We start from the raw sequence: 20,688 nt of genomic DNA on the forward strand, positions 1-20,688 counted from the left end.
ATACGGCTCGAAATCTTGCGCCATCCAGACGTATCGCAGCCAGGCGTGCCTGTAGCCGTATTGTGGTTGTTCCCAGGGTTCCCTCACCCCTTGCGAAAAAGGAATCATGATGTTCACTCTGTCCTTCGAACAGCGCCGTCGCCTGCTGGCGCTGATGGTCGTTTTCCATATCGTCGTTATCGCCGCCAGCAACTACCTGGTCCAGCTGCCGTTTACGGTATTTGGCTTGCACACGACCTGGGGCGCTTTCAGCTTTCCCTTCATCTTCCTGGCCACCGATCTGACGGTACGCCTGTTCGGCAAGGGGCCGGCGCGCGCCATCGTGATGCGCGTGATGCTGCCCGCGCTGGTGGTGTCGTACGTTGTCTCGGTGGTCTTCCCGCAGGGCGGCTTCGCTGGCCTTGCAGCCTTCGATGGTTTCGATCTGTTTGTCGCCCGGATCGCACTGGCCAGTTTCATGGCCTACCTGCTCGGACAATTGCTCGACGTGCAGGTCTTCGACCGGCTCAGGCGACTCAAGCACTGGTGGGTGGCGCCGGCGGCGTCGACCCTGGTCGGTAATCTGGTGGATACCGTGGCGTTCTTCTCCATCGCCTTCGAGGCTGGCCCTGACCCGTTCATGGCGCAGCATTGGCCAGAAATCGCAGCGGTCGACTACGCCATCAAACTTGCGATCAGTCTGGCCTTTTTCCTGCCCCTGTACGGCGTGCTGCTGCGTTATCTGAGCCAGCGACTGGTGGCGGTGACCGGCAGTCAGGACGTCTGGCCGGAGCAGGTCGCTCGGGGAGAGGGACGCTGATAAGGGCCTCGATCCCCGGCGGTTGAGCCTGCTGGGCCGGTGTTGCGATCTAGCCCCGCCCTGGTTTGCTATGGCTGTGCTTGCTGCCTGGCTCCGCGCCCCGCCTGGCACGTTCAGTACTATGCTGGTGTCGTGAAGTACGACGTTCTACCGGCTCTCTTCCAACCTTCGATCGCTCAAAGGAGTGCAGCTATGACGGTTTCCCTGGAATATACGGACAGTGGTGGTCAGGGAGAGCCATTGGTCATCGTTCATGGCCTGCTGGGTAGCGCCGACAACTGGCGCTCCCATGTCAAACAGTGGTCGGGCGAGCGCCGTGTGATCGCCCTGGATCTTCGCAATCATGGCCGTTCTCCTCATGCCGAGGGTATGGACTATGACCAGATGGCCGAAGACGTGGCAGCGGTGATGGACCGCTGCGGCGTCACCAGAGGGCACCTGCTTGGCCACTCCATGGGCGGCAAGGTGGTGATGACCCTGGCCAGGCTTCATCCTGAGCTGGTGGCGTCGCTGATCGTTGCCGATATCGCGCCGGTCGCCTATGAACACCGTCACGATAGCGTCTTCAGCGCACTGCGGCGTGTCGAACAGGGTGAGCCTACCGACCGGCGAGAGGCCGATGCCTTGATGGCTGAGGTGATCGACGACAAGCCCACCCGCATGTTTCTGGCTACCAATCTGGTGCGCGACGACGATCGCGTACTACGCCTAAGGGTCAATCTCGATGCGATCGAAGCCGGCTACGGCCAGATCATGGCACCGCCCGGTGGCGAAGGAAGCATCGATGTGCCGACGCTGGTGTTGCGCGGTAGTCGCTCCGACTACGTCGCCGATGACCTGCTTGAGTCGCTGCGCGCCGTCCTGCCCAGGGCCGAAGTCAAGACCCTGGACGCTGGTCACTGGCTGCACACCGAGCGGGCGCAGGAGTTTCAGGAGCAAGTGGCCGAGTTTCTGGCCTCTCTGGACGACTAGCCACTGCAATCAAGGCGTCTGTGGTTTAGCCGGGGTCCTTGCCCAGGCGCGAGATCGGGGTCAAGCGTTCGACGATCTTCTGGTCATGTAGATAGCGCTCCAGGCGACGATAGCGGCCGTGATCCATGGCGCCGGGGCGCAGGCTGAGTCGGCGCCTGATGTCGGGCCAGGCCTCGGCATTGGCGGGGCTGTCCATGGTCGGCTCGAGTCGAGTCATGATCTCCCAGCTCGCGGCGGGATGGTCGATGATCCAGCGCGTGGCGTCTTCCAGTGCGTCGACGAAGGCGCGAATGGCGTCCTTCTGTGCCTGAAAGTGGTCTTGGTTGGCCACGACGACCAGGCCGTCATGCACCGGGATACCCAGTGTCTCGGTCGGCATGGCGCGGGTAGCGATGCCGAGATCGGCGAGCTCTCGCGGCAGAGACAGTGCCGCGCCGCCGATAAAGGCATCGATCCAGCCTTCGTTCATCGCGCGTATCACGCTGAAGTGCACGTCCTTGGCCTCGACATGGGACAGGTTCAATCCTTCGTGTTGAAGGATGGCCCTGAGCAAGACGTCTTGTCCCGCGCGCTGCGCGTAGCCGATCCGGTGATCGATCAGTCCCAGCACCGAGTCGATGTCCGCATCTTCGCGTACCAGCAGCGCCGACAGTGGCAATTCGCTCAAGGTGGCTACCCTGATGATGGGGCGCCCCTGGTCCACCAGCCGGTGCAGGGTCAGCTGGTCGGTCAGTGCCAGATCCGCCTGGGATGCCGCCACCAGCTTGGCAGGTACGTCGGGATCGGCGGGGGTCTGCAGCACGACGTTCAGTCCGCGCCGCGAGAACAGCCCCCTCTCCTGAGCCACCAGCAAGGCAGCGTGCTGCGGCCCGGGTGACCATTCCAGCACTAGAGTCAGCTCGGTGACCGGTGGCGGTGCGATCGGATCGGCAGGAGCCGCCGTGGCCGACGGTGCCACCGGCATCGCGGGCGTGTCGATACCGGGTCCACCAGGCAATCCACGGTAGCGCTCGAGGATATCGCTCACCACCGCCGCTTCGGCGCTTGTAGGGGGCGTTCCGCCAATCTGCTCGGAAGAAGTCTCGACCCGTTGCTCCTGGGCAAGGGGCGGCGCTGCCTGTTGCTGCGCTGCGGCTTCAGCGGGCGCCTCCGGCTCGGCCAGGGCAGGGGGCAACGCGCCGAGGCTTGCCAGCAGCAAGCTCAAGCCCGCAAGCCGGATTAGCCGGTGTTGCCTGGGCGACGACTTGGGCATCAACAATCTCCATGGGTCAGGCATTCGTACCAGCGCGCTAGTGTATCCAAGGGCGAGCTTCGTTCACCAGCGGCATCCATCAACATCCTGGTAATTCGAAGTGCGCTCGATGAATCACGTTACACTCGACAGATCGCGGCGTGGGGCCGGGCGTGAGACAATCATGATGAACGTTGCAAGGGATGCGCATGGATTCGATCAATAGTCTCTTTCTTCTGTGTGGAACGCTGATTGCGCTGAGTGTGCTGGCCAGTCGGCTTTCCGCTCTGGCCGGTGTGCCACTGCTGGTGCTGTTCCTGATACTCGGCATGCTGGCGGGTGAAGACGGCCTGCTGGGTATCGACTTCGACAATTACTCGCTGGCCTTTGTCATCGGCCATCTCGCCCTGGCGATGATCCTGCTGGATGGTGGCCTGAGGACACGGCTCAAGACCTTTCGTGTCGGTTTCAAACCCGCCCTGGGGCTCGCTACCGTCGGGGTCTTCATCACCAGCGGTCTGGTCGGTCTGCTGGCGATGTGGGTCTTCGATCTATCGTTGCTGCAGGGCCTGCTGGTCGGGGCCATCGTCGGTTCTACCGACGCTGCGGCGGTCTTCTCGATGCTCAGTGGCAGAGGGCTCAACCTCAATGAACGGGTCGGCGCCACCCTGGAAATCGAGTCCGGCACCAACGATCCCATGGCGATCTTTCTCACCCTGGTGCTGGTCGAGGCGCTGGTGGGGGACCTCGGTGGCCCCATGGACATGCTGCTGTTCTTTGTTCAGCAGTTCGCCATGGCCATCGCCATCGGGCTTGGCGCGGGCTGGCTGATCGGTCGCTTGCTGCGCTATGTGGATCTTGCACCGGGACTTTACTCGCTGCTGGCCCTGGCGTTGGGGTTCTGCGTCTTTGGCTTGACCAGTGCCCTGGGGGGCAGTGGCTTCCTGGCGATTTATCTGGCCGGATTGATGATCGGCAATCAGCCGGGGCGGCACCTCAACTTCATCTTGCCGGTGCATGACGGACTGGCCTGGCTAAGTCAGATCGGGCTATTTCTGGTGCTTGGCTTGCTGGTGACACCTTCGGCACTGCTGGAGGTGCTGTTGCCTGCATCGGTGGTGGCCCTGGCGCTGATCTTCGTGGCGCGTCCGTTGGCGGTGGTGCTGACGCTCAAGCCGTTCTTCCATTTCCGCTGGCGAGAGGTAGGGTTCATTTCCTGGGTGGGGCTTCGCGGTGCCGTTCCCATTGTGCTGGCGATCTTTCCTGTCATCGGTGGCGTCGAGCAAGCCGGCCTCTACTTCAATGTGGCCTTCGCGGTGGTGTTGCTGTCGCTGTTGATCCAGGGCGGAAGCTTGCCCTGGATGGCAAGCCGCATGAAGGTCATGGTGCCGGACAGTGCCACTCCCAATCATCGGGGGCCACTTGGGATCCTGCCTGAAAACGACTTCGAGATGTTCGTCTACAAGGTCGAAAATGCCGATCTCGAAGACGTCCCGATTCGGCTGCTGCGCTTTCCCTCAGGTGCCTTGATCTCTGCCCTGTTCCGCCAGCACGTGATGCTGCACCCCAAGGGCAGTACACAGTTGCGCATCGACGATATCATCTGTGTCATCGGCAAGAGCGACGATCTGCCAGCATTGAACCGGCTGTTCAACGGCGACGCCAAGCATCGCCAGCAGCGAGCCTTCTTCGGCACCTTTACCCTGGATGCGGACGCCAGGATGGGCGATGTGGCCGATGCCTATGCGTTGACCCTGAGCCCCGGCGAGGCCTCGCTGACACTGGGCGAATTCATGGGGCTACGCTTGGGCGGGCATCCGGTGGTAGGCGACGACGTCGACTGGCATGGCATCCACTGGGTGGTGAGCGAGATGGAAGGCAACCATATCACCCGTGTGGGTCTGCGCCTCTACTGAGGCGCAGCGTTCCAGTATCGGAAAGAATCGAGCGGAAAGCATCGAGCGGAAATAACCGGGCGGAAATTATCGAGCGGGGTCTGTCGAGAAAGCCCCTTGCCAAGATGCCCTGGAAGAGCCCGTCAGGGCACCAGCAACTTGAACTGCAGCGAAAATTGGTCTTCGGGCACGGCGTAGTCGTCGGCGAAGTTGTGTTCATACAGACCACTGATCTGCAGCGGGGAGTCTCCCAGCTTTACCAGTTTGCTGAGTCGGCCACCCACGGGCAGGCTGCTCCAGTCGCTGTGCTCCCAGTCGTAGGTGATGTTCATCTCCGAAGTGCCCACTGACCAGCCCTGGCCGAGCCCGAGATTGATGATGGGCTGCAGGATGCTCAGGTTGACGTCCTCGCGATCGTCCTCACCGGCGACACTGAAGATGTTCTGGTTGAAGGCGCCATACAGGAAGGAGCCCCGCGAGGCCGCAAACCCGACCGCCGGACCCAGACCCCACTGTTCGGCGCCACGATGCTCACCGCCGGTCGGCAGAAGGGCGACCACACCGAAGCCAGAACGACCCCAGGAGTGTTCGAAGGTGGTGAGGTCGAACACCGTAGAATCGCTAAGGCCGGTGGAACCGCCGGGATCCTCGGTCAGTGAGGGCACCGTCAGGCGAAAGATGTGCTGGTGGCCCGCCAGCCGGTAGGGCAGCGCCGTTCTGAACTGGACGATGTTCTGTGAATCATTGGTGCCGTGGACTTCCGGGCTCCAGGAATTCTGTAGCTGGAAGTTCATCAGTGGCGCAGTGGGGTCGGAGGCGGCCTGTCCGAGTTCCTGCTCGGCCAGGACGCCGGGGCTGATCGCCAGTGTGCCGATCAGCAGCGCGGCACCAACGGATCTGCTGGCTAACGGAACGTTCACCCTCAGGCCATTCTGTTCGCAGAGCTCGCCGCCCCGAATCCTGACTCTTCCCTGATGCATCCCGACATTCCCCCAGCCGATGAGAGAGCCCCTGCAACGCGGGCTCGATTGCTATTTCGGCATAGTGTAGTCGGTCTTGCATGTAATATGCGTTTTTGTGCTTATCTGCCGGCGGGCGGATCGGCAGGGTCCTTGTTGCCAACCGTCCCCCGGACAAACCTGTCCCAGGATTTACCAGGCCCCCTGGTCGATCATGGCATTGGCGACGCGCCTGAATCCCGCAATGTTGGCGCCCAGCACCAGGTTGTGGGGCTCGCCGAATTCCTCTGCGGTGGACGCACAGCAGCGATGGATATTGGCCATGATCGCCTGGAGGTGGGCATCGACCTTCTCCAGCGGCCAGATCTGCATGCTGGCGTTCTGCGCCATTTCCAGTTGACTGGTGGAGACGCCGCCGGCGTTGGCCGCCTTGCCGGGGGCGTAGGCGATGCGGGCCTCCAGCAGACGGTCCACCGCCAACGGCAGGGTCGGCAGGTTGGCCCCCTCGCATAGACACTCGAGCCCATTGGCGAGCATCGCCTCGGCGTCGGCCAGGGTGACCTCGCCCTGGGTCGCGCAGGGAAAGGCGACCTGGCCAGGGATGCGCCAGACGGCGTGGCCGTCGGCGGGGTAGTCGTCCAGCGCAATGAAGCGGGCCCGGGGGTGATCCTTCAGGTAGCCTTCAAGCGAGACGCGCTCGACCTCCTTCAAGCGCTTGAGAGCCTCCAGATCGATGCCGTCCGGGTCGTGGAGGCAGCCACCGGAATCGCTGCAGGTGACCGGCAGGGCATCCAGCTGATGGAGCTTCTCGATGGTATAGATGGCGACATTGCCCGCGCCGGAGACCAGGCAGGTCTTGCCGCGCAGTTCTTCACCCCGGGCTGCCAGCATGTGCTGGGCAAAGTAGGCGGCGCCGTAGCCGGTGGCCTCCTTGCGGCCCAGCGATCCGCCCCAGTCCAGCCCCTTGCCGGTAATCACCCCTTCGTGACGTCGCGTCAGTCGCTTGTACTGGCCATAGAGGTAGCCGATCTCTCTGGCGCCGACGCCGATATCGCCAGCAGGGACATCCACGGTGGGCCCAAGATGATCCACCAGTTGGGTCATGAACGCCTGGCAGAAGCGCATGATTTCCCCGTCGGAGCGTCCGCGTGGATCGAAGTTGGCGCCACCCTTGGCGCCGCCAAGCGCGAGCCCGGTCAGAGCGTTCTTGAAGATCTGCTCGAACCCGAGAAACTTGATGATGCTGGCGTTGACGCTGGGGTGAAAGCGAAGGCCCCCCTTGTAGGGGCCGAGAGCCGAGTTGAACTGGACACGATACCCCTTGTTGACCTGGATCTTGCCGTTGTCGTCGGTCCAGCAGACGCGAAACATCAGCTGGCGCTCGGGCTCCACCAGTCGCTCGATGATGGCGTGCTCGAGGTAGCGGGCGTCTGACTCGAGCAGGGGCCTCAGGGACGCAAGGATCTTCTCTGCAGCGGCATAGAACTCCGCCTGGGCGGGACTGGTGGCTTTCAGCCCTTCCAGAGTGTTGTGCAGGTAATCCACGGCCGCGTCTCCTTTCTTGAGGCTTCCTTCGGCGTTGTGCCGTCGCTGGCTCGTTCACTATAGGAGTGGGGCGGCTGGTCAGACAGCAGGATGCGCTTTATGGCGAATTCCAGATGCGTCTGACGTCGGCCGTAGTCAAACACCGTGACAAACGGCATCATTCAGACGATAGGGCGATGGTCGCCCAGCAGCTTTTCATGAAAAGGTCAGGCTCGATGAAACGATCCTATTTTCCCGTGGTACTGACGCTATTGCTGGCCGTCGGGCTGGGGGGCTGCGACGAGACACCCACCGGGCGTAGCCAACTTGCCTTGGTGCCTGGCTTTGTGATGAGCGACATGGGGGGTGACGCCTTTGAGCAGATGCGAAGCCAGCTACCGCTTTCCACCGATGCCGCCATCAAGGCCGAGGTTCAATGTGTCAGCGACGCCTTGATCAAGTCGGCGCGGCTCGTCTATCCCAAGGTCGAGATGCCTGACGACTGGCAGGTGGTCGTGTTCGACAATCCCTCGCCAAATGCCTTTGCCTTGCCGGGAGGGCGCATCGGCGTGCACTCGGGGCTGCTGCAGGTCGCTCAGACGCCCGCCCAGCTGGCGGCGGTGGTCGGTCACGAGATCGCCCATGTGCTCGCCGACCACGGCAACGAGCGGTTGACCCAGCAGTTGGGCATCAAGGCCGTGCTGCTGGTGGTAGGACTGATGAGCGAAGGCGACGTGGGGCAGGAACCCTTGCTCCAGGCGCTGGGTATCGGCAGCCAGCTTGGTATCGCCTTGCCGTTCAGCCGTGCCCATGAGTCCGAAGCCGACGTGATGGGGCTGGCCATCATGGCGCGCGCCGGATTCGATCCCGGCGAGAGCGTCGCCCTCTGGCGCAATATGGCATCGGTTGGCGGTGATCAACCGCCGGAGATCCTGTCCACCCATCCGGGGCATCAGTCACGTATCGAAGGGTTGCGTGCCGAGATGGTGCAGGCCAAGGAGGTTTACAGAGGCGTTTCGCCCAGCCGCTGCTAGGGCTTGTCTGAAAAGTGCCTGCGCTCGGTAATACGGCGTTAAAAATCGGCTGGTGCGCCAGCCCGGTCAAAATGCTCATTTACACCCCGTAAACTGCGCTTTCTCACCGATTTTTGCCTTGTCTAACCTTCGCTCGTCGACTTTTCGGACAGCGCCTAGGGCTTGTGCGAAAAGTGCCTGCGCTCGCTAAGACGGCGTGAAAATCAGATCAACAGGTGGGTCAGACGTTGGTGGGCGTGCGGCCGAGCTTGTCTTCAAAGGCCAGGGCCGCGGCGGCGGCCCTGGCTTCGTCCTGTCCATCGTGGCGAGAGACCACCCGCCGTGAGGCGTTGGGAGAGGAATCCGAAAATGCCACCACCGCCCAGCGGGTGCGCTTCATTGTTCTTGTTTGATAACTCTCCACACGATAATGCTTCATGTCCATCCATCTCGGCATAGTTCACGGGTATGACCCTGATTGCCGATGTAAAGTTCGAAAGCTTCACCAATTAGAGCAGCTCGATCGTAAAGGCTTCTAGCTTGCCGCCAAAGGCGAAAGGGCGTCGCTCTGCGTAGTGGCGTGAGACGGGGGAGCCCAGATCGCGGCCCACGTCGAAGGTCTCGCTGGCGCTGAAGGCCAGGGGAACCGTCGAGGGCACCTGACCTTCCGCCGCGGTCTGCCCATCCACCTCGATCGTCACCTGCGCCGCTTTACCGGGCACCGGGATCCGGGTGGTGATGACGATGTCGTGGCTGCCCGGGGCCAGGGCGGCTGTGCGAATGCGGGTATTCTCCATCAGCAGCATATTGTACTCGTAGGTCAGCCTGCCCTGATCAAGATAGACGCTGAGCCCGCCGCCGGCACCCCCGGTGGCATACAGCACGCCCTCGGCATCGCCCTGGCCGGTGTCGATACGCAGCCTGGCCCGGGTGCTCTGGCGACCAACGCCGGGGGCCGAAAATTCCGGCATGCGTTGGGTCGTCTGGGTAAAGGTCCAGTGATCGTAGCGCGTCTTGACCCGGTCCTCGGGGTGGACGCGAAGCCAGTTGCCCGCACCGGTGGGGAAGGCCTTGTTGTCCTCGGCGATATCCATGAAGCGTTGTTTCATCATGGCCAGTCGCTCAGGCTGAGCATCGGCCAGATCTCTGGCCTGGGAAAAATCGCTTCGCAGGTCGTAGAGTTCCCACTCATCTTCGGCGGAATCCCAGTCGGCGATCCGCTGTGCCGCGCTCGAGGTATCCCAGGGAACCAGCGGGCCAAAGGTACCGGCAAAGTAGCCATCCAGGTAGAGCCCTCGACTGCCGTTATTGTCGAAGAACTGGTGTTGCTTGCGTCCGGGGGCATCGGCGTCGTCGAAGGTGTAGGCCAGGCTGATTCCGTCCATCGGCATCTGCGGGTAGCCGTTGACGACGTCCGGCAGCGGGATGTCCAGAATGTCGTAGAGGGTCGGGGCAATATCCACCACGTGGTGGAACTGGTGACGTACCTGCTCATCCGGTGCGATATGGCCGGGCCAGGAGATGACCATGGGGTTGCGGGTCCCGCCGAAATAGGCGCCGAGCAGCTTGGTGCCCTTGAAGGGTGTGCTGCCCGCCCAGGCCCAGCCGGCGTGGTACATGTTTTCGGTCTGGGGGCTGCCGAGAACGTCGAGGCCGCCCATGCGATCCAGTACCTCCAGCTGCTGGGCGACACTGCTGCCGATATTGTTCTGGGCCAGCAGTTCGCTGATCGAGCCGTGCTGGCCTTCGGCACTGGAGCCATTGTCGCCGACGATGTAGATGACCAGGGTATTGTCTCTAAGCCCCATTTCCGCCATGCCCTCGAGCAGTCGCTCGACCTGGCTGTCGGTGTGCTCCACGAAGCCGGCGTAGATTTCCATCAGGCGAGTCTGGAAGTCGCGCTGGCTCTCGGGAATCTCGTCCCACCCTTGCAGGCTGTCGTCGCGTGGCGTGAGTGCTGTGCCCGGCGGAATGATGCCCATCTCGAGCTGTCGCTGGTGGGTGCGCACGCGGTAGGCATCCCAGCCATCGTCGAACTGGCCGTCGTAGCGATCGGCCCATTGCGGTGCAACGTGATGGGGGCCGTGGGCCCCGCCCGGCGCCCAGTACATGAAAAACGGCTTGTCCGGATCGAATGCCCGGTAGTCGGCGAGCCACGCGAGCGCCTGGTCGGTCAGGTCCTCGGTCAGGTGGTAGTCGGGATCGTCTTCAGGGGGCTCGACATGCAGGGTGTCCACGGTCAGTCGTGGCTCCCACTGGGACGTCTCGCCCCCCAGAAAGCCATAGAAGTGCTCGAAACCGTAGCCAGTGGGCCAGCGATCCTTGGGGCCGATCGCTGTCGTCTCGACCGCCGGCGTGTTGTGCCACTTGCCGAAGGCGGCGGTGTGGTAGCCGTACTGCTTGAGCACCTCGGCCATGGTGGCGGCGTTTTTCGGAATCACGCCGGTGTAGCCGTCGAAGGCTACCGCTCGTTCGGCAATGGTGCCGGAGCCCACCCGGGTATGGTTGCGACCGGTCAGCAGGGACGCCCGCGTCGGAGAACAGATGGACGTGGTATGAAAGCCGGTGTACTCGATGCCTTCATCGGCCAGGCGCGACAGCGCTGGCATCCTGACCTCGCCACCGAAGACCTCGGACACCCCGAAGCCCACATCGTCCAGCATGACGATCAGAACATTGGGGGCGTCTTCCAGCAGGTGGGACGGCTCGTCCGGCCACTGCATGGTGGCGTCCTGGAGGCGAGGTGGTACATCGCTCGGCATGGGGGCGGGGGCGAAGGGTAATAACGCTCCGTCCGTCTCGGGCCGACCGATCTCGGGCTGGCTTGCCCCAGCCGGGCCTGATACGGGAGAGAGCAGCACCAGGCCGGCGAGAACGCCGACCATGACTTGCATGGACCTTTGCACGGACCTCTGCATGACACACCTTCCTCGATGGCGGATTGCTGCGCATGGAAACGCTGGCTCGTCGGGCGTGTCCCTGGCGACAATCGTTGCTGTGTTTCGGTGGCGACTCGTTCCGAAATTATGGGTCACTCATCACAGCAGGCCGAGCTATCGGCGGCGATAACACCGAGGAGAGATGACGCGACGTTATCTGGGGTGATTGACCCCGGTCAGGATTGCCGCATGGTCCTGGCAGGGGCATGACTTATGCCGGGCTTGGCGCTATTTGGGAGCTGCGTCTTGGGTCAGCCCCGTTCTTCTTTATGGCTGTGTTCAAGACCGGCGGTCGGCTCATCTCGTGGGTCTTCTCCAGCCAAGTATTCAGGGTCCTCCAGTGGCTCGCCCGCTTCGTTCTGCAGCTGTAGATCGTAGGCGGACTGGAGGCCCGGAGGATCTTCCACCTCTTCATCGCCCACCTGATGAATATGGCCTGGGTACAAGGGCGACAGCAGGGCAACCAGGATGCCGATTGACGCGAAGATGGCGAACCCCTCGGCATAGCTGAAGACATTGAGCAATTCGCCGATGACCGGCGAGCCGGTGGCCTGGCCGAGCGACACGGCCATGAAAGGCAGCACCGGCCCCATCGCCAGGCGCCCGGGCAGCAGGCGAATGCCGGTCATCAGGTAAAGACCCGTCAAGCTCATGTAGGCGAGGCCAAAGACCAGAGCGGAGAATGCCGCCAGCACGGGTTGGGCGGGGCTGGCGGCAAGCAATGCCAGGCTTGCCGCCAGCATGGTCAGCATTAAGGCCTGGGTGATGGGCGGATTGTTGCGGTCGGCCAGATCCGCCACCACCGCACCGCCGAGACCGGCGATGCCGACGGCGAGCCACAGCCACCCCGTGGCGCTTGGTGACAGACCGCCAAGGGTCACCACCAGGTCCGGAGCAAAGATCCAGTAGGCGGCCGAGATGAAGCCCATCGCGTAGGAAAACAGGGTGAGCCTCACGAGCCGTGACCACGGCAGTTCACGCAATGCAGGTGGGTCGGCGGCGTTGGAAGGCGTGATGCGCGACACCGAGGGTAGGTACAGCCAGGTAGCGCACACGCCGATGACCGTCAGCAGGGCGAAGGACAGATAGGCCAGTCGCCAGGCGTCCGCCATGAACAGTACCGTTGGCACGGCGACGATCACGCCGATACTGGTTCCCGCATTCATGACCGAACTGACACGAGCATGCAGTGAGCGTCTCACCAGCGCCTGCATCCCGGCGGTGAGTGCGGGCATCATCAGGCCGGTACAGATGCCGCAGGCGAACACCCCGATGCTGAGCATGGTCGCATCGGCCGCATGGCTGATCAGTGCCAGGCCGACGATACCGAAAAGCCCGGACAGTACCGCTGCGTAGCGGGCACCAAGACGATCGGTGGCGTAAGGCGCCACCGCCGTGGACAGCAGGAAGCTGATCAGGGGAAGGGCGCCTATGATGCCGATGGCATCAGGCGTCAGCGACAGCTCATCGCGAATCTGGGGGACAAACAGGCCGAAGGCAAAACGGGCGAGTCCGTAGCTGATGGCGACCAGGGCCGCGCCGAAAACCGCAAAACCGGTGCTGGAAAGAGACCTCATGCTAGCTCCTCCGACATGCACGTTGCGCCACCTGTAGTTATCTGGCGCCTTGATGCATCGTGTCTGGTTCGTCCCTGTCGTGCTGCCTGGAGCAACAGATGCAAGCAGGGTGCACGATTTGCGGCGTTGTCGCCAATCCATCAACGACAATCGGTGACCTTTTCACGACAACCGGTGAACAGACCTTGCTGCTGGGGCTGGTGTGCAGAACCAGATGTGCAGTCACTGGTGTGAAGAACCATGGCGGGGCAGCGCCTCGAGACCGTCGAAGGATTGGCGTGCCGAAAGGCAGGGAGCTGTTGAAGGAAGAGGGAAGAGGGAAAAAACGAAGAAGGGGATCAGTCTGTCGACTGATCCCCTTCTGGATTCGAGGTGGCGGAGGGACAGGGATTCGAACCCTGGAAGGGCGTTAACCCTTGCCGGTTTTCAAGACCGGTGCATTCAACCGCTCTGCCATCCCTCCGGCTCACGGCGGTGTACTTTACCAGCTTTTCTCCCCACGTCAACACTTGTGTGCGATCAATGTCTTACGCGATAGAGCGACACCCCTCCCTGATGCCTTCAAGGGAGCTGTTGCAATAGGGTGACTGCGCAAAAATTGTGCAGCTAAGCAATTTTTTGTCGCCGATAGGAAACAGTGTTCGCGCCGCCCATGGCGGGCCCATGGGCCAGTCTGATCGCTTGAATGGCGTTGAAACCCCGTCGCCAGGCGGCTTGCGTCGGGAACTTGCTGGGGGCATGCTGTGTCGAATGCATGTCAACCAACAGGGAGCTCTGGATACATGGCTTATCAAGAGTCACAGGTGAATCGTCAGACCCAGACGCAGGTCGCTGCGACGAACAAGGTTCTGCGCAACACCTACGGCTTGCTGGCGATGACACTACTGTTCTCTGCCATCACCGCAGGGGCCGCCGTGGCCCTCGGTGTACAGCAGATGAACATTCTGGTGTTCTTCATCGGCGCCTACGGCCTGATGTTCCTGGTCCACAAGACCGCCAACTCGGCCCTCGGCCTGCTGGCGACCTTTGCCTTCACTGGCTTCATGGGCTTCACCCTCGGCCCGATCCTGAGCGCCTATCTGACGCTGTCCAACGGTCCCGAGCTGATCATGACCGCACTGGGCATGACCGGCCTGACCTTCTTTGGTCTGTCAGCGGTGGCGTTGATCACTCGCAAGGACTTCAGCTTCCTGGCGAACTTCATGATGGCTGGCGCCATCGTGCTGATCCTGGCCATGGTGGCGGCGTTGATCTTCAACATTCCGTCGCTGTCGCTGATGGTATCGGCTGGCTTCGTGCTGTTCTCCTCCGCGGCGATCCTGTACCAGACCAGCGAGATCGTGCACCGTGCCGGCGAGACCAACTACATCCTCGCCACCATCACTCTCTATGTGTCGATCTACAACCTGTTCATCAGCCTGCTGTCGCTGCTGGGCGTGGTAAGCCAGGACTGATCGTCGCAAGACGTTCTGGCACAACTGTCGTACACTGTCGGCCCCGCCTTGGCGGGGCCGACGTGTTTTTGATGACCCGCTTTGTTCAACTCCCGACGTTGGCGGGAGCCAAGGGAATACCATGCGTTATGCCATCCTGCTGCTGGGTGCCCCCTACAGCCATCAGGCCGCACACAGCGCGCTGCGCTTCGCCCGTGCGGTGATCGCCCGCGGTCACCACCTGGAGGCCGTCTTCTTCTATCGCGATGGCGTTCACAACGCCGCGCGCCTGGCATCGCCGCCCCAGGACGAGCCTCATCTGGTCGACGGCTGGACCACGCTGAACCAGGAGCATGGCGTGCGTCTCGAGGTGTGCATCGCCGCCGCACTGCGCCGAGGCATCGTCGACGCCGACGAGGCGGCCAGGCACGGCAAGCAAGGCCACAGCGTCCAGGCGCCGTTCGAGCTGACCGGCCTCGGCCAGCTGGTGGACCTGGGCCTCGAGTGTGACAGGCTGGTAACCTTTGGTGCCTGAACAACACCGAGCTGCTGCCGACTGCCGCCAGGCAATGGGTCCCGAGCAGGGCAACGCTGAACCGAGAAGAGTGAAAGGTCGATGATTGAGGAACCCAACGACGATTCGGGGGATCTGCTGGTGATTCTTCGTCATGGCCCCCATGGCACCAGCTACCTGAAAGAAGGTCTCGACACGGCGCTGGTGGCCGCCGCCTTCGGACGCCGGGTATCCCTGTTGTTCCTGGCCAGTGGCGTGGCGGCACTGGTGCCGGGGCAGGGCGCCGGCCCGCTGGGGCAGAAGGGCACCCAGCCGACGCTGGCCATGCTCGAGATGTACGACATCGACCGGCTGTTCGTGGATGGGGCAGGACTTGCCGAGTTGGGCGTGGCGCCTGAGACGCTGACGCCGGATGCCATTGTCATCGAGGGTGACGCCATTGCCGCCCTGATGGCGGAGCACGCATTGGTGCTGACCTTCTGAATCGGCGTCACAGACGACTCCAGACCGCGTCTCTGTCGGGGCTCGCTCCCGCCAGGTTTTACCCATCGACGTCAGCCACTGGACTCACCCACGACCACTACCAGGAATCGGGATGATACTGCACACCCTCAATCGTTCACCGCTGGAGTCGACGGTCTATCGGCAGGCGCTACGGGCGTTGGCAGAAGACGACAAGCTGTTATTGATCGAAGACGCCGTGCTTGGCGCTCTGCCGGCCCAGCAGGCGCTGTGGTCGTCTCTGCCCGGTCGTCTACTGGCGCTGGCCGAAGATCTCGAGGCGCGCGGCTTGAGCGAACACTGTGCCACCGGCATCGAAGTCGTCGACGTGGACGGTTTTGTCAGGCTCACCGAAGAGGCCGATAAAGTGGTCAGCTGGTACTGAGGTAACACGATGGCAAGCACTGAAACTGCACGAACCCTGGAACTCGGCCAGGCCTCCGTCCCCCTGGACCCGGAAGGCTATCTGATCAATCTCGATGACTGGAGTCCCGCCGTCGCCGAGGCGCTGGCGGCGGAAGAGGGCATCACCCTCGGCGACGAACACTGGCAGGTGATCGACGTCCTGCGAGACTTCTATGCGCGCTTCGAGCAGGCTCCGGCCATGCGCCCGCTGGTCAAGGCGGTGGGCCAGGCGCTGGGCAAGGACAAGGGGAGCTCGCTGTACCTGATGAAGCTGTTCCCCGGCAGCCCCCCCAAGCTGGGCGCCCGTTTGGCGGGCCTGCCCAAACCAACCAACTGCCTGTAGACGTGCGGCGTTGAACTTTCTCGCCCACGCCTGGCTCGCCCGTGCCGGTGACGACGACTTTCTGCTCGGCAACCTGATCGCCGACGGCGTCAAGGGGCGCGATCTCGGCCAGTGGCCCGAAGGCGTCGCAGCAGGCATACAGCATCACCGGCGGGTGGACGCCTTCGTCGATCGTCATCCCTCGGTACTTGCCGCTCGACGTCGGGCACCTGCGGCGAGTCGTCGTGTGGCCGGTATTGCCCTGGATCTGATGTGGGACCACTTTCTCGCTCGGGATCTGGCTACCAGCGACCCACACGAGCGCGAGGTCGTGATCGAGCGATGCTATCGACTGTTCGAGTACCACGGCGCACCGCAGCGGCTGGCCACCATGGTGCCGGTACTGGTGCGTGAGGACTGGCTGCGTCGCTACGCCAGCCTCGCCTTTACCTGCCGTGCCATCGCCGGCATTGGCTCACGCCTGTCCGGGCCCAACCGACTGGCCGAACTGGTGCCGCATCTGCGCGATGACTATCGTCAACTGGACGACGACTTCGCGACCCTGTGGCGCGATACCCGCGCGGAACTCGAGACCTCGGGTTCCTAGGGCTCTAACCTTCGCTCGTCGACTTTTCGGACCGCGCCTAGCGACTACCGCGCTGCTTCAGCGGACCGCTACCAGGTCCGCAGCCACAGGCATTCCACCTTGTCGCCCGGCGCTATCTCGCAATGGGGCGGGATCACCGCCAGGGCGTCGGCATCAATGCAGGATGACAGTACCCCGGAATTCTGGTCGGAAAACGCCAGGGCGCTGACGCCCTGTGGGCCGAAGGCGAGGCGCACCCGCATGTAGTGCTGGCGCGGACCGGTGGAGGTGGCAAAGTCGCTGCGGGCCCATAGCCGCGGTAGCTCCGCCATGGATTCACAGCCCTGCAGGGCACCCAGCAGCGGGCGCAAGAATAGCCAGGCACCGACATAGCTGGACACCGGATTGCCGGGCAAGCCGACAAACCGCACCGGCGTGCCGCCAGGTCCTTCCATCTGACCCAGGGCCAGCGGCTTGCCGGGACGAATGGCCAGGCGCCACAGGTTCAGCGTGCCCAGTGTCTCCAGCGCCGCCTTGACGTGATCTTCCTCACCGACGCTGACGCCGCCGGTGGAGACCACCAGGTCCGCTACCTCGGCGGCCTCCTTCAGACAGGCGCGGGTACCCTCCGGGCTATCCGGTACGCTGCGCGTGAGCACTATTTCGGCGCCGAAGCGCTCCAGCAGGCTCTTGAGCATGGGGCGGTTGGAGTTGTAGATCTGGCCAGCTGCCAGGGGCTTGCCCGGATCGATGATCTCGTCGCCGGTGGACAGCAAGGCCACCCTGGGTCGGCGGTGGACGTCCACTTCGACGATACCCTGGCCTGCCAGGTGGCCAAGTGCGGCGGCGTCGAGCCGAGTGCCGGCGTCCAGCAGCGGGGCGCCTGCGCGTACGTCGCGGCCCCGCCGGCGCACGTTGTCGCCCGCCGGGATGTCGGCGGGAATGACGGCCTCATCACCCTCGCGCTGGACCTTCTCCTGCATCACCACACAGTCGGCGCCTTCGGGCAGCTGGCCACCGGTAAAGATGCGGGCACAGCGGCCGCGCTCCAGTCGCTCGCCCGGGGCCCCGGCGGCCACTCGCAGGGCCACCGGCAGGCGTTGTCCGGCGTCTTCATGGTGCAGGGCGTAACCGTCCATGGCGCTATTGTCGAACGGCGGTACATCCAGGGCCGCCACGACCGGGGCTGCCAGCACACGGCCTTCGGCCTGTTCGCAGGGCTGGCGCTCCACCGGCAGCGGCGCGACGCCATCGAGCAGGGTGGCCAGGGCGTCCTCCATGGGCGCCAGTGACGCTGCGTGGCTAGACGTCATGCTGCCCCCGCTCCGGTATCACCAGATTGGCGAAGTTGCAGGGCCGGTGACGGCTGTCGAGCTGCTCGGCAAGGATGCCGTCCCAGGCGGTGCGGCAAGCGCCGGTGGAGCCCGGCAGGCAGAACACCACGGTGTGATTGGCCATGCCTCCCAGGCAGCGGCTTTGCACGGTGGAGCTGCCGATTTCCTGATAGGACAGCTGGCGGAACAGCTCGCCGAAGCCCTCGATGCGCTTGTCGAGCAGGGCCGATACCGCCTCCGGGGTGGAATCCCGTCCGGTGAAGCCGGTACCGCCGGTGGTCAGGATCACCTGCACTTCGGGGTCGGCGATCCAGCCTGACACCACCGCACGGATACGATAGATGTCATCGATCACGATCTGCTTGTCGGCGAGCTGGTGGCCGGCGGCCTCGAGCCGCTGCACCAGCGCCTGACCGCTGCGATCGGTGTCTTCGGTGCGGGTGTCGGAGACGGTCAGCACCGCCACCTTCAACCCGATCATGGTGTCCTGACTCACTGGCGTCACTCCTTGTCACCGGTACGCTGCTGCTTGGCCTGCTGGCGAGCCTCGAAGGCCGCCATCTGTTCGGGGGTGGCCTTGGCCTGATACCTGTCCTTCCATTCGCTGTAGGGCATGCCGTAGACGTGTTCACGGGCGCTTTCGTAGTCGAGCGTCTCACCGCGCTCTTCGGCGGCGGCGACCAGCCACTTGGACAGGCAGTTGCGGCAGAAGTCCGCCAGAATCATCAAATCGATGTTCTGCACATCCTTGTTGTCGTCAAGGTGGCGAAGCAGGCGGCGGAAGGCGGCCGCCTCGAGTTCGGTGCGAGTGGCCTCATCGAGGTGCTGCATGGGGGACTCCAGTAACAGAAAACGATCAGTCGGGCGACTGTCCCACGATGGTAACGCAAGACCGTCACAAGAACAGCGGCAAAAGAATGCCGCCCCGAGTGAGCCCGGGGCGGCGAGAGGGATAGCGGTCACCGTGGGTGGGGCTGCGCTCAGGAGGGGCTGGGTGATTCCGGTTTGGTATCGTCGGTGGCCTCCACGTCAGCCGGCGCCTCGGCCTGATCCTTGACCTCTTCGTACCACAGGTTGTGGTGCTGCTTGGCCCAGCTTTCGTCGACGTAGCCGGTGGTCATGCCCTCGAGCGCACCCTCGGTCCCCAGGGTGCCGATATAGATGTGACCGAAGGAGACGGCGGTAAGCGCGAGGGCACCCACCGCATGGATGATGTTGGCCCACTGCATGGTGTCCCGGCTCTGGTCGAAGTTCGGGAAATCCAGTACCAGGCCACTGACGAAGACAACCATGCCGGCCGTGGCCAACAGCCAGAACCAGGCCTTCTCGCCTCCGTTGGCAAAGCCGGCGTCTGGATGCTTGTCGCCGACCATGCCGCCGCCTTGCTTGAACCACTCGATATCGTGGGCCTTGATCCAGTTGTGCTTGAGAAAGCGCAACAGCACGAAGATCAGCAGCAGACCGAAGAACGGACCGATGTAGTTGTGCAGGAACTTTGTGCCGCTGATCATCGCAGCCCAGAAGGCGTCGCCAAACACTGGCTTGAACACGAACTTGCCGTAGAGAATGTTGAGGCCCGTCAGCGCCAGGATGATGAACAGCGTCGCCAGGGTCCAGTGCAGCGCCCGGCTGAGTACCGACCAGCGCAACAGCTTACGCCCGGTGCGTGGCTCCTCGAGGCGGCTGCGACCGACGATCAGATAGAAGATGGTGATCATCGCCAGCATGCCGCCCACGGCGATCAGCCCGAAGGGCGAGACCCACTTGTTGCGCCATTGGCGCCAGCTCTCGCCGCTCTGGTTGATCAGGCTGTAGGTCGAATCGTGGCGGGTATCGATAAAGGACTCGCCATCCTTCACCTGGCGCCAGGTATCGGCGTCGGCGCTGGGTACGGCGGTGGCGATCTCGGCATTGGGGTCGGCACCCATGGCGGGAGCGGCGCAGGCCAGCAACAACAGCAGCAGTGCTGGCAGCACCAGCCCCAGGGCTCCACCCGGTCGAGGCAAGGCATCACGAAGGTTCATGGGGCCTCCTCACTGGTTACGTGTGGCGTCGTAGGCCATGGCGTCGATCGCCGAGGGCGAGCCATTGCCGATATCCGACCAGGCGCCATCCTTGTGACCACGGCGCACCACCCGCTCGCGGAAGATGTCGGCAACGGTCTGGGCATCGCCTGCCAGCAGCGCCTTGGTCGAGCACATTTCGGCGCACAGCGGCAGCTTGCCCTCGGCGATGCGGTTGGCGCCGTATTTCTCGTACTCTTCTTCGGGGCTGTCGGCGGGGCCGCCGGCACAGAAGGTGCACTTGTCCATCTTGCCGCGCTCGCCGAAGGCGTCCTGCTGGGGAAACTGCGGCGCGCCGAAGGGGCAGGCGTACAGGCAGTAACCGCAGCCGATGCACAGATCCTTGTCGTGCAGCACGATGCCGTCGTCTGTCTTGTAGAAGCAGTCGGTGGGGCAGACCGCCATGCAGGGTGCGTCATCGCAGTGCATGCAGGCCACCGAGATGGACACCTCGGACGGCTCGCCGTCGTTCAGGGTGACCACCCGGCGGCGCTGGATGCCCCACTCGACCTCGTTGGCGTTCTTGCAGGCGGTGACGCAACCATTGCACTCGATGCAGCGCTCGGCGTCACACATGAATTTCATCTGGGCCATGTCGAAACTCCTGTTGGTTCGGTGACG

Annotated in this window: 21 protein-coding genes and 1 tRNA gene; 10 read left to right on the top strand and 12 right to left on the bottom strand. The window is 63.3% G+C overall.

The genetic code is table 11. From position 1 onward, the window contains the following. Window positions 1-109: 109 nt before the first annotated feature. The gene (locus tag KUV74_RS15385; RefSeq protein WP_045993714.1) at window positions 110-799 is read left to right on the top strand and encodes a 7-cyano-7-deazaguanine/7-aminomethyl-7-deazaguanine transporter; all 690 of its coding nucleotides are present in this window, start codon (window positions 110-112) and stop codon (window positions 797-799) included. 192 nt (window positions 800-991) lie between these two features. Further along, window positions 992-1,771 carry an alpha/beta fold hydrolase gene (locus tag KUV74_RS15390; RefSeq protein ID WP_045993713.1) on the top strand — a complete coding sequence of 260 codons (780 nt, stop codon included), beginning with the start codon at window positions 992-994 and terminating at the stop codon, window positions 1,769-1,771. A 25-nt stretch (window positions 1,772-1,796) separates the two neighbouring features. On the opposite strand, the gene KUV74_RS15395 is transcribed toward KUV74_RS15390, so the two are convergent. Then, on the bottom strand, window positions 1,797-3,023 hold the full coding sequence (locus tag KUV74_RS15395; protein WP_222516781.1) for an ABC transporter substrate-binding protein: 1,227 nt from the start codon (window positions 3,021-3,023) through the stop codon (window positions 1,797-1,799). A gap of 188 nt (window positions 3,024-3,211) precedes the next feature. On the opposite strand from KUV74_RS15395, the gene KUV74_RS15400 reads away from it, so the two are divergent. Continuing rightward, the gene (locus KUV74_RS15400; protein ID WP_222516782.1) at window positions 3,212-4,918 is read left to right on the top strand and encodes a potassium/proton antiporter; all 1,707 of its coding nucleotides are present in this window, start codon (window positions 3,212-3,214) and stop codon (window positions 4,916-4,918) included. Between the two features lie 122 nt (window positions 4,919-5,040). Here KUV74_RS15400 and KUV74_RS15405 read toward each other — a convergent pair whose 3' ends face one another. After that, complete coding sequence (locus KUV74_RS15405; RefSeq protein WP_124804776.1) at window positions 5,041-5,817, bottom strand: hypothetical protein; 777 nt, start codon at window positions 5,815-5,817, stop codon at window positions 5,041-5,043. A 231-nt stretch (window positions 5,818-6,048) separates the two neighbouring features. Beyond that, complete coding sequence (gene gdhA, locus KUV74_RS15410) at window positions 6,049-7,401, bottom strand: NADP-specific glutamate dehydrogenase (protein WP_045993711.1); 1,353 nt, start codon at window positions 7,399-7,401, stop codon at window positions 6,049-6,051. Window positions 7,402-7,616: 215 nt separating this feature from the next. Between gdhA and KUV74_RS15415 the strand changes: the two genes are divergently transcribed. Beyond that, entirely contained in the window at window positions 7,617-8,414 is a 798-nt protein-coding gene (locus tag KUV74_RS15415; RefSeq protein ID WP_045993710.1) for a M48 family metallopeptidase, read from the top strand. Between the two features lie 220 nt (window positions 8,415-8,634). Here the strand turns inward: KUV74_RS15415 and KUV74_RS15420 are convergent, their stop codons facing one another. From KUV74_RS15420 to KUV74_RS15435, 4 genes are all read right to left on the bottom strand, one after another. Continuing rightward, window positions 8,635-8,832 carry a hypothetical protein gene (locus KUV74_RS15420; protein WP_124804775.1) on the bottom strand — a complete coding sequence of 66 codons (198 nt, stop codon included), beginning with the start codon at window positions 8,830-8,832 and terminating at the stop codon, window positions 8,635-8,637. 70 nt (window positions 8,833-8,902) lie between these two features. Further along, window positions 8,903-11,287 (bottom strand): arylsulfatase, encoded by a 2,385-nt coding sequence (locus tag KUV74_RS15425; protein WP_222516783.1) that lies wholly within the window; start codon window positions 11,285-11,287, stop codon window positions 8,903-8,905. 296 nt (window positions 11,288-11,583) lie between these two features. Continuing rightward, window positions 11,584-12,909, bottom strand: coding sequence for an MFS transporter (locus KUV74_RS15430; protein WP_222516784.1), 1,326 nt, complete (start codon window positions 12,907-12,909; stop codon window positions 11,584-11,586). 373 nt (window positions 12,910-13,282) lie between these two features. Then, window positions 13,283-13,372 (bottom strand) — tRNA-Ser (locus tag KUV74_RS15435). A gap of 319 nt (window positions 13,373-13,691) precedes the next feature. Here KUV74_RS15435 and KUV74_RS15440 point away from each other — a divergent pair. The 6 genes from KUV74_RS15440 (at window position 13,692) to KUV74_RS15465 (ending at window position 16,691) form a co-directional block, all read left to right on the top strand. Then, window positions 13,692-14,363, top strand: a complete 672-nt coding sequence (locus KUV74_RS15440) for a Bax inhibitor-1/YccA family protein (protein ID WP_045991749.1) — start codon at window positions 13,692-13,694, stop codon at window positions 14,361-14,363. 121 nt (window positions 14,364-14,484) lie between these two features. After that, on the top strand, window positions 14,485-14,877 hold the full coding sequence (gene tusD, locus KUV74_RS15445) for a sulfurtransferase complex subunit TusD (RefSeq protein WP_045991750.1): 393 nt from the start codon (window positions 14,485-14,487) through the stop codon (window positions 14,875-14,877). Between the two features lie 81 nt (window positions 14,878-14,958). Next, window positions 14,959-15,339: a DsrE family protein gene (locus tag KUV74_RS15450; protein ID WP_108449308.1), complete on the top strand. Its 381-nt coding sequence runs from the start codon at window positions 14,959-14,961 to the stop codon at window positions 15,337-15,339. A 112-nt stretch (window positions 15,340-15,451) separates the two neighbouring features. After that, entirely contained in the window at window positions 15,452-15,742 is a 291-nt protein-coding gene (tusB, locus tag KUV74_RS15455; protein WP_108449307.1) for a sulfurtransferase complex subunit TusB, read from the top strand. Window positions 15,743-15,751: 9 nt separating this feature from the next. Next, window positions 15,752-16,105, top strand: a complete 354-nt coding sequence (locus KUV74_RS15460; protein WP_108449306.1) for a TusE/DsrC/DsvC family sulfur relay protein — start codon at window positions 15,752-15,754, stop codon at window positions 16,103-16,105. A 10-nt stretch (window positions 16,106-16,115) separates the two neighbouring features. Beyond that, window positions 16,116-16,691: an ACP phosphodiesterase gene (locus KUV74_RS15465; RefSeq protein ID WP_108449305.1), complete on the top strand. Its 576-nt coding sequence runs from the start codon at window positions 16,116-16,118 to the stop codon at window positions 16,689-16,691. Window positions 16,692-16,759: 68 nt separating this feature from the next. Here KUV74_RS15465 and glp read toward each other — a convergent pair whose 3' ends face one another. The 5 genes from glp to fdh3B form a co-directional block, all read right to left on the bottom strand. Then, the gene (glp, locus tag KUV74_RS15470) at window positions 16,760-17,983 is read right to left on the bottom strand and encodes a gephyrin-like molybdotransferase Glp (RefSeq protein ID WP_108449304.1); all 1,224 of its coding nucleotides are present in this window, start codon (window positions 17,981-17,983) and stop codon (window positions 16,760-16,762) included. Continuing rightward, entirely contained in the window at window positions 17,973-18,485 is a 513-nt protein-coding gene (gene moaB / locus KUV74_RS15475) for a molybdenum cofactor biosynthesis protein B (RefSeq protein ID WP_108133422.1), read from the bottom strand. Before moaB ends, glp begins: the two co-directional genes overlap by 11 nt. 20 nt (window positions 18,486-18,505) lie before the next feature. Next, window positions 18,506-18,835: a DUF1244 domain-containing protein gene (locus KUV74_RS15480; RefSeq protein WP_045992216.1), complete on the bottom strand. Its 330-nt coding sequence runs from the start codon at window positions 18,833-18,835 to the stop codon at window positions 18,506-18,508. A 149-nt stretch (window positions 18,836-18,984) separates the two neighbouring features. Further along, complete coding sequence (locus KUV74_RS15485; protein ID WP_222516785.1) at window positions 18,985-20,028, bottom strand: formate dehydrogenase subunit gamma; 1,044 nt, start codon at window positions 20,026-20,028, stop codon at window positions 18,985-18,987. A 9-nt stretch (window positions 20,029-20,037) separates the two neighbouring features. Beyond that, entirely contained in the window at window positions 20,038-20,661 is a 624-nt protein-coding gene (gene fdh3B, locus KUV74_RS15490; RefSeq protein ID WP_045992214.1) for a formate dehydrogenase FDH3 subunit beta, read from the bottom strand. Window positions 20,662-20,688: the final 27 nt, after the last annotated feature.

This window comes from Halomonas sp. DP1Y21-3, assembly GCF_019801245.1.
In the GTDB taxonomy this organism is placed as follows: Bacteria; Pseudomonadota; Gammaproteobacteria; order Pseudomonadales; family Halomonadaceae; genus Halomonas; species Halomonas litopenaei.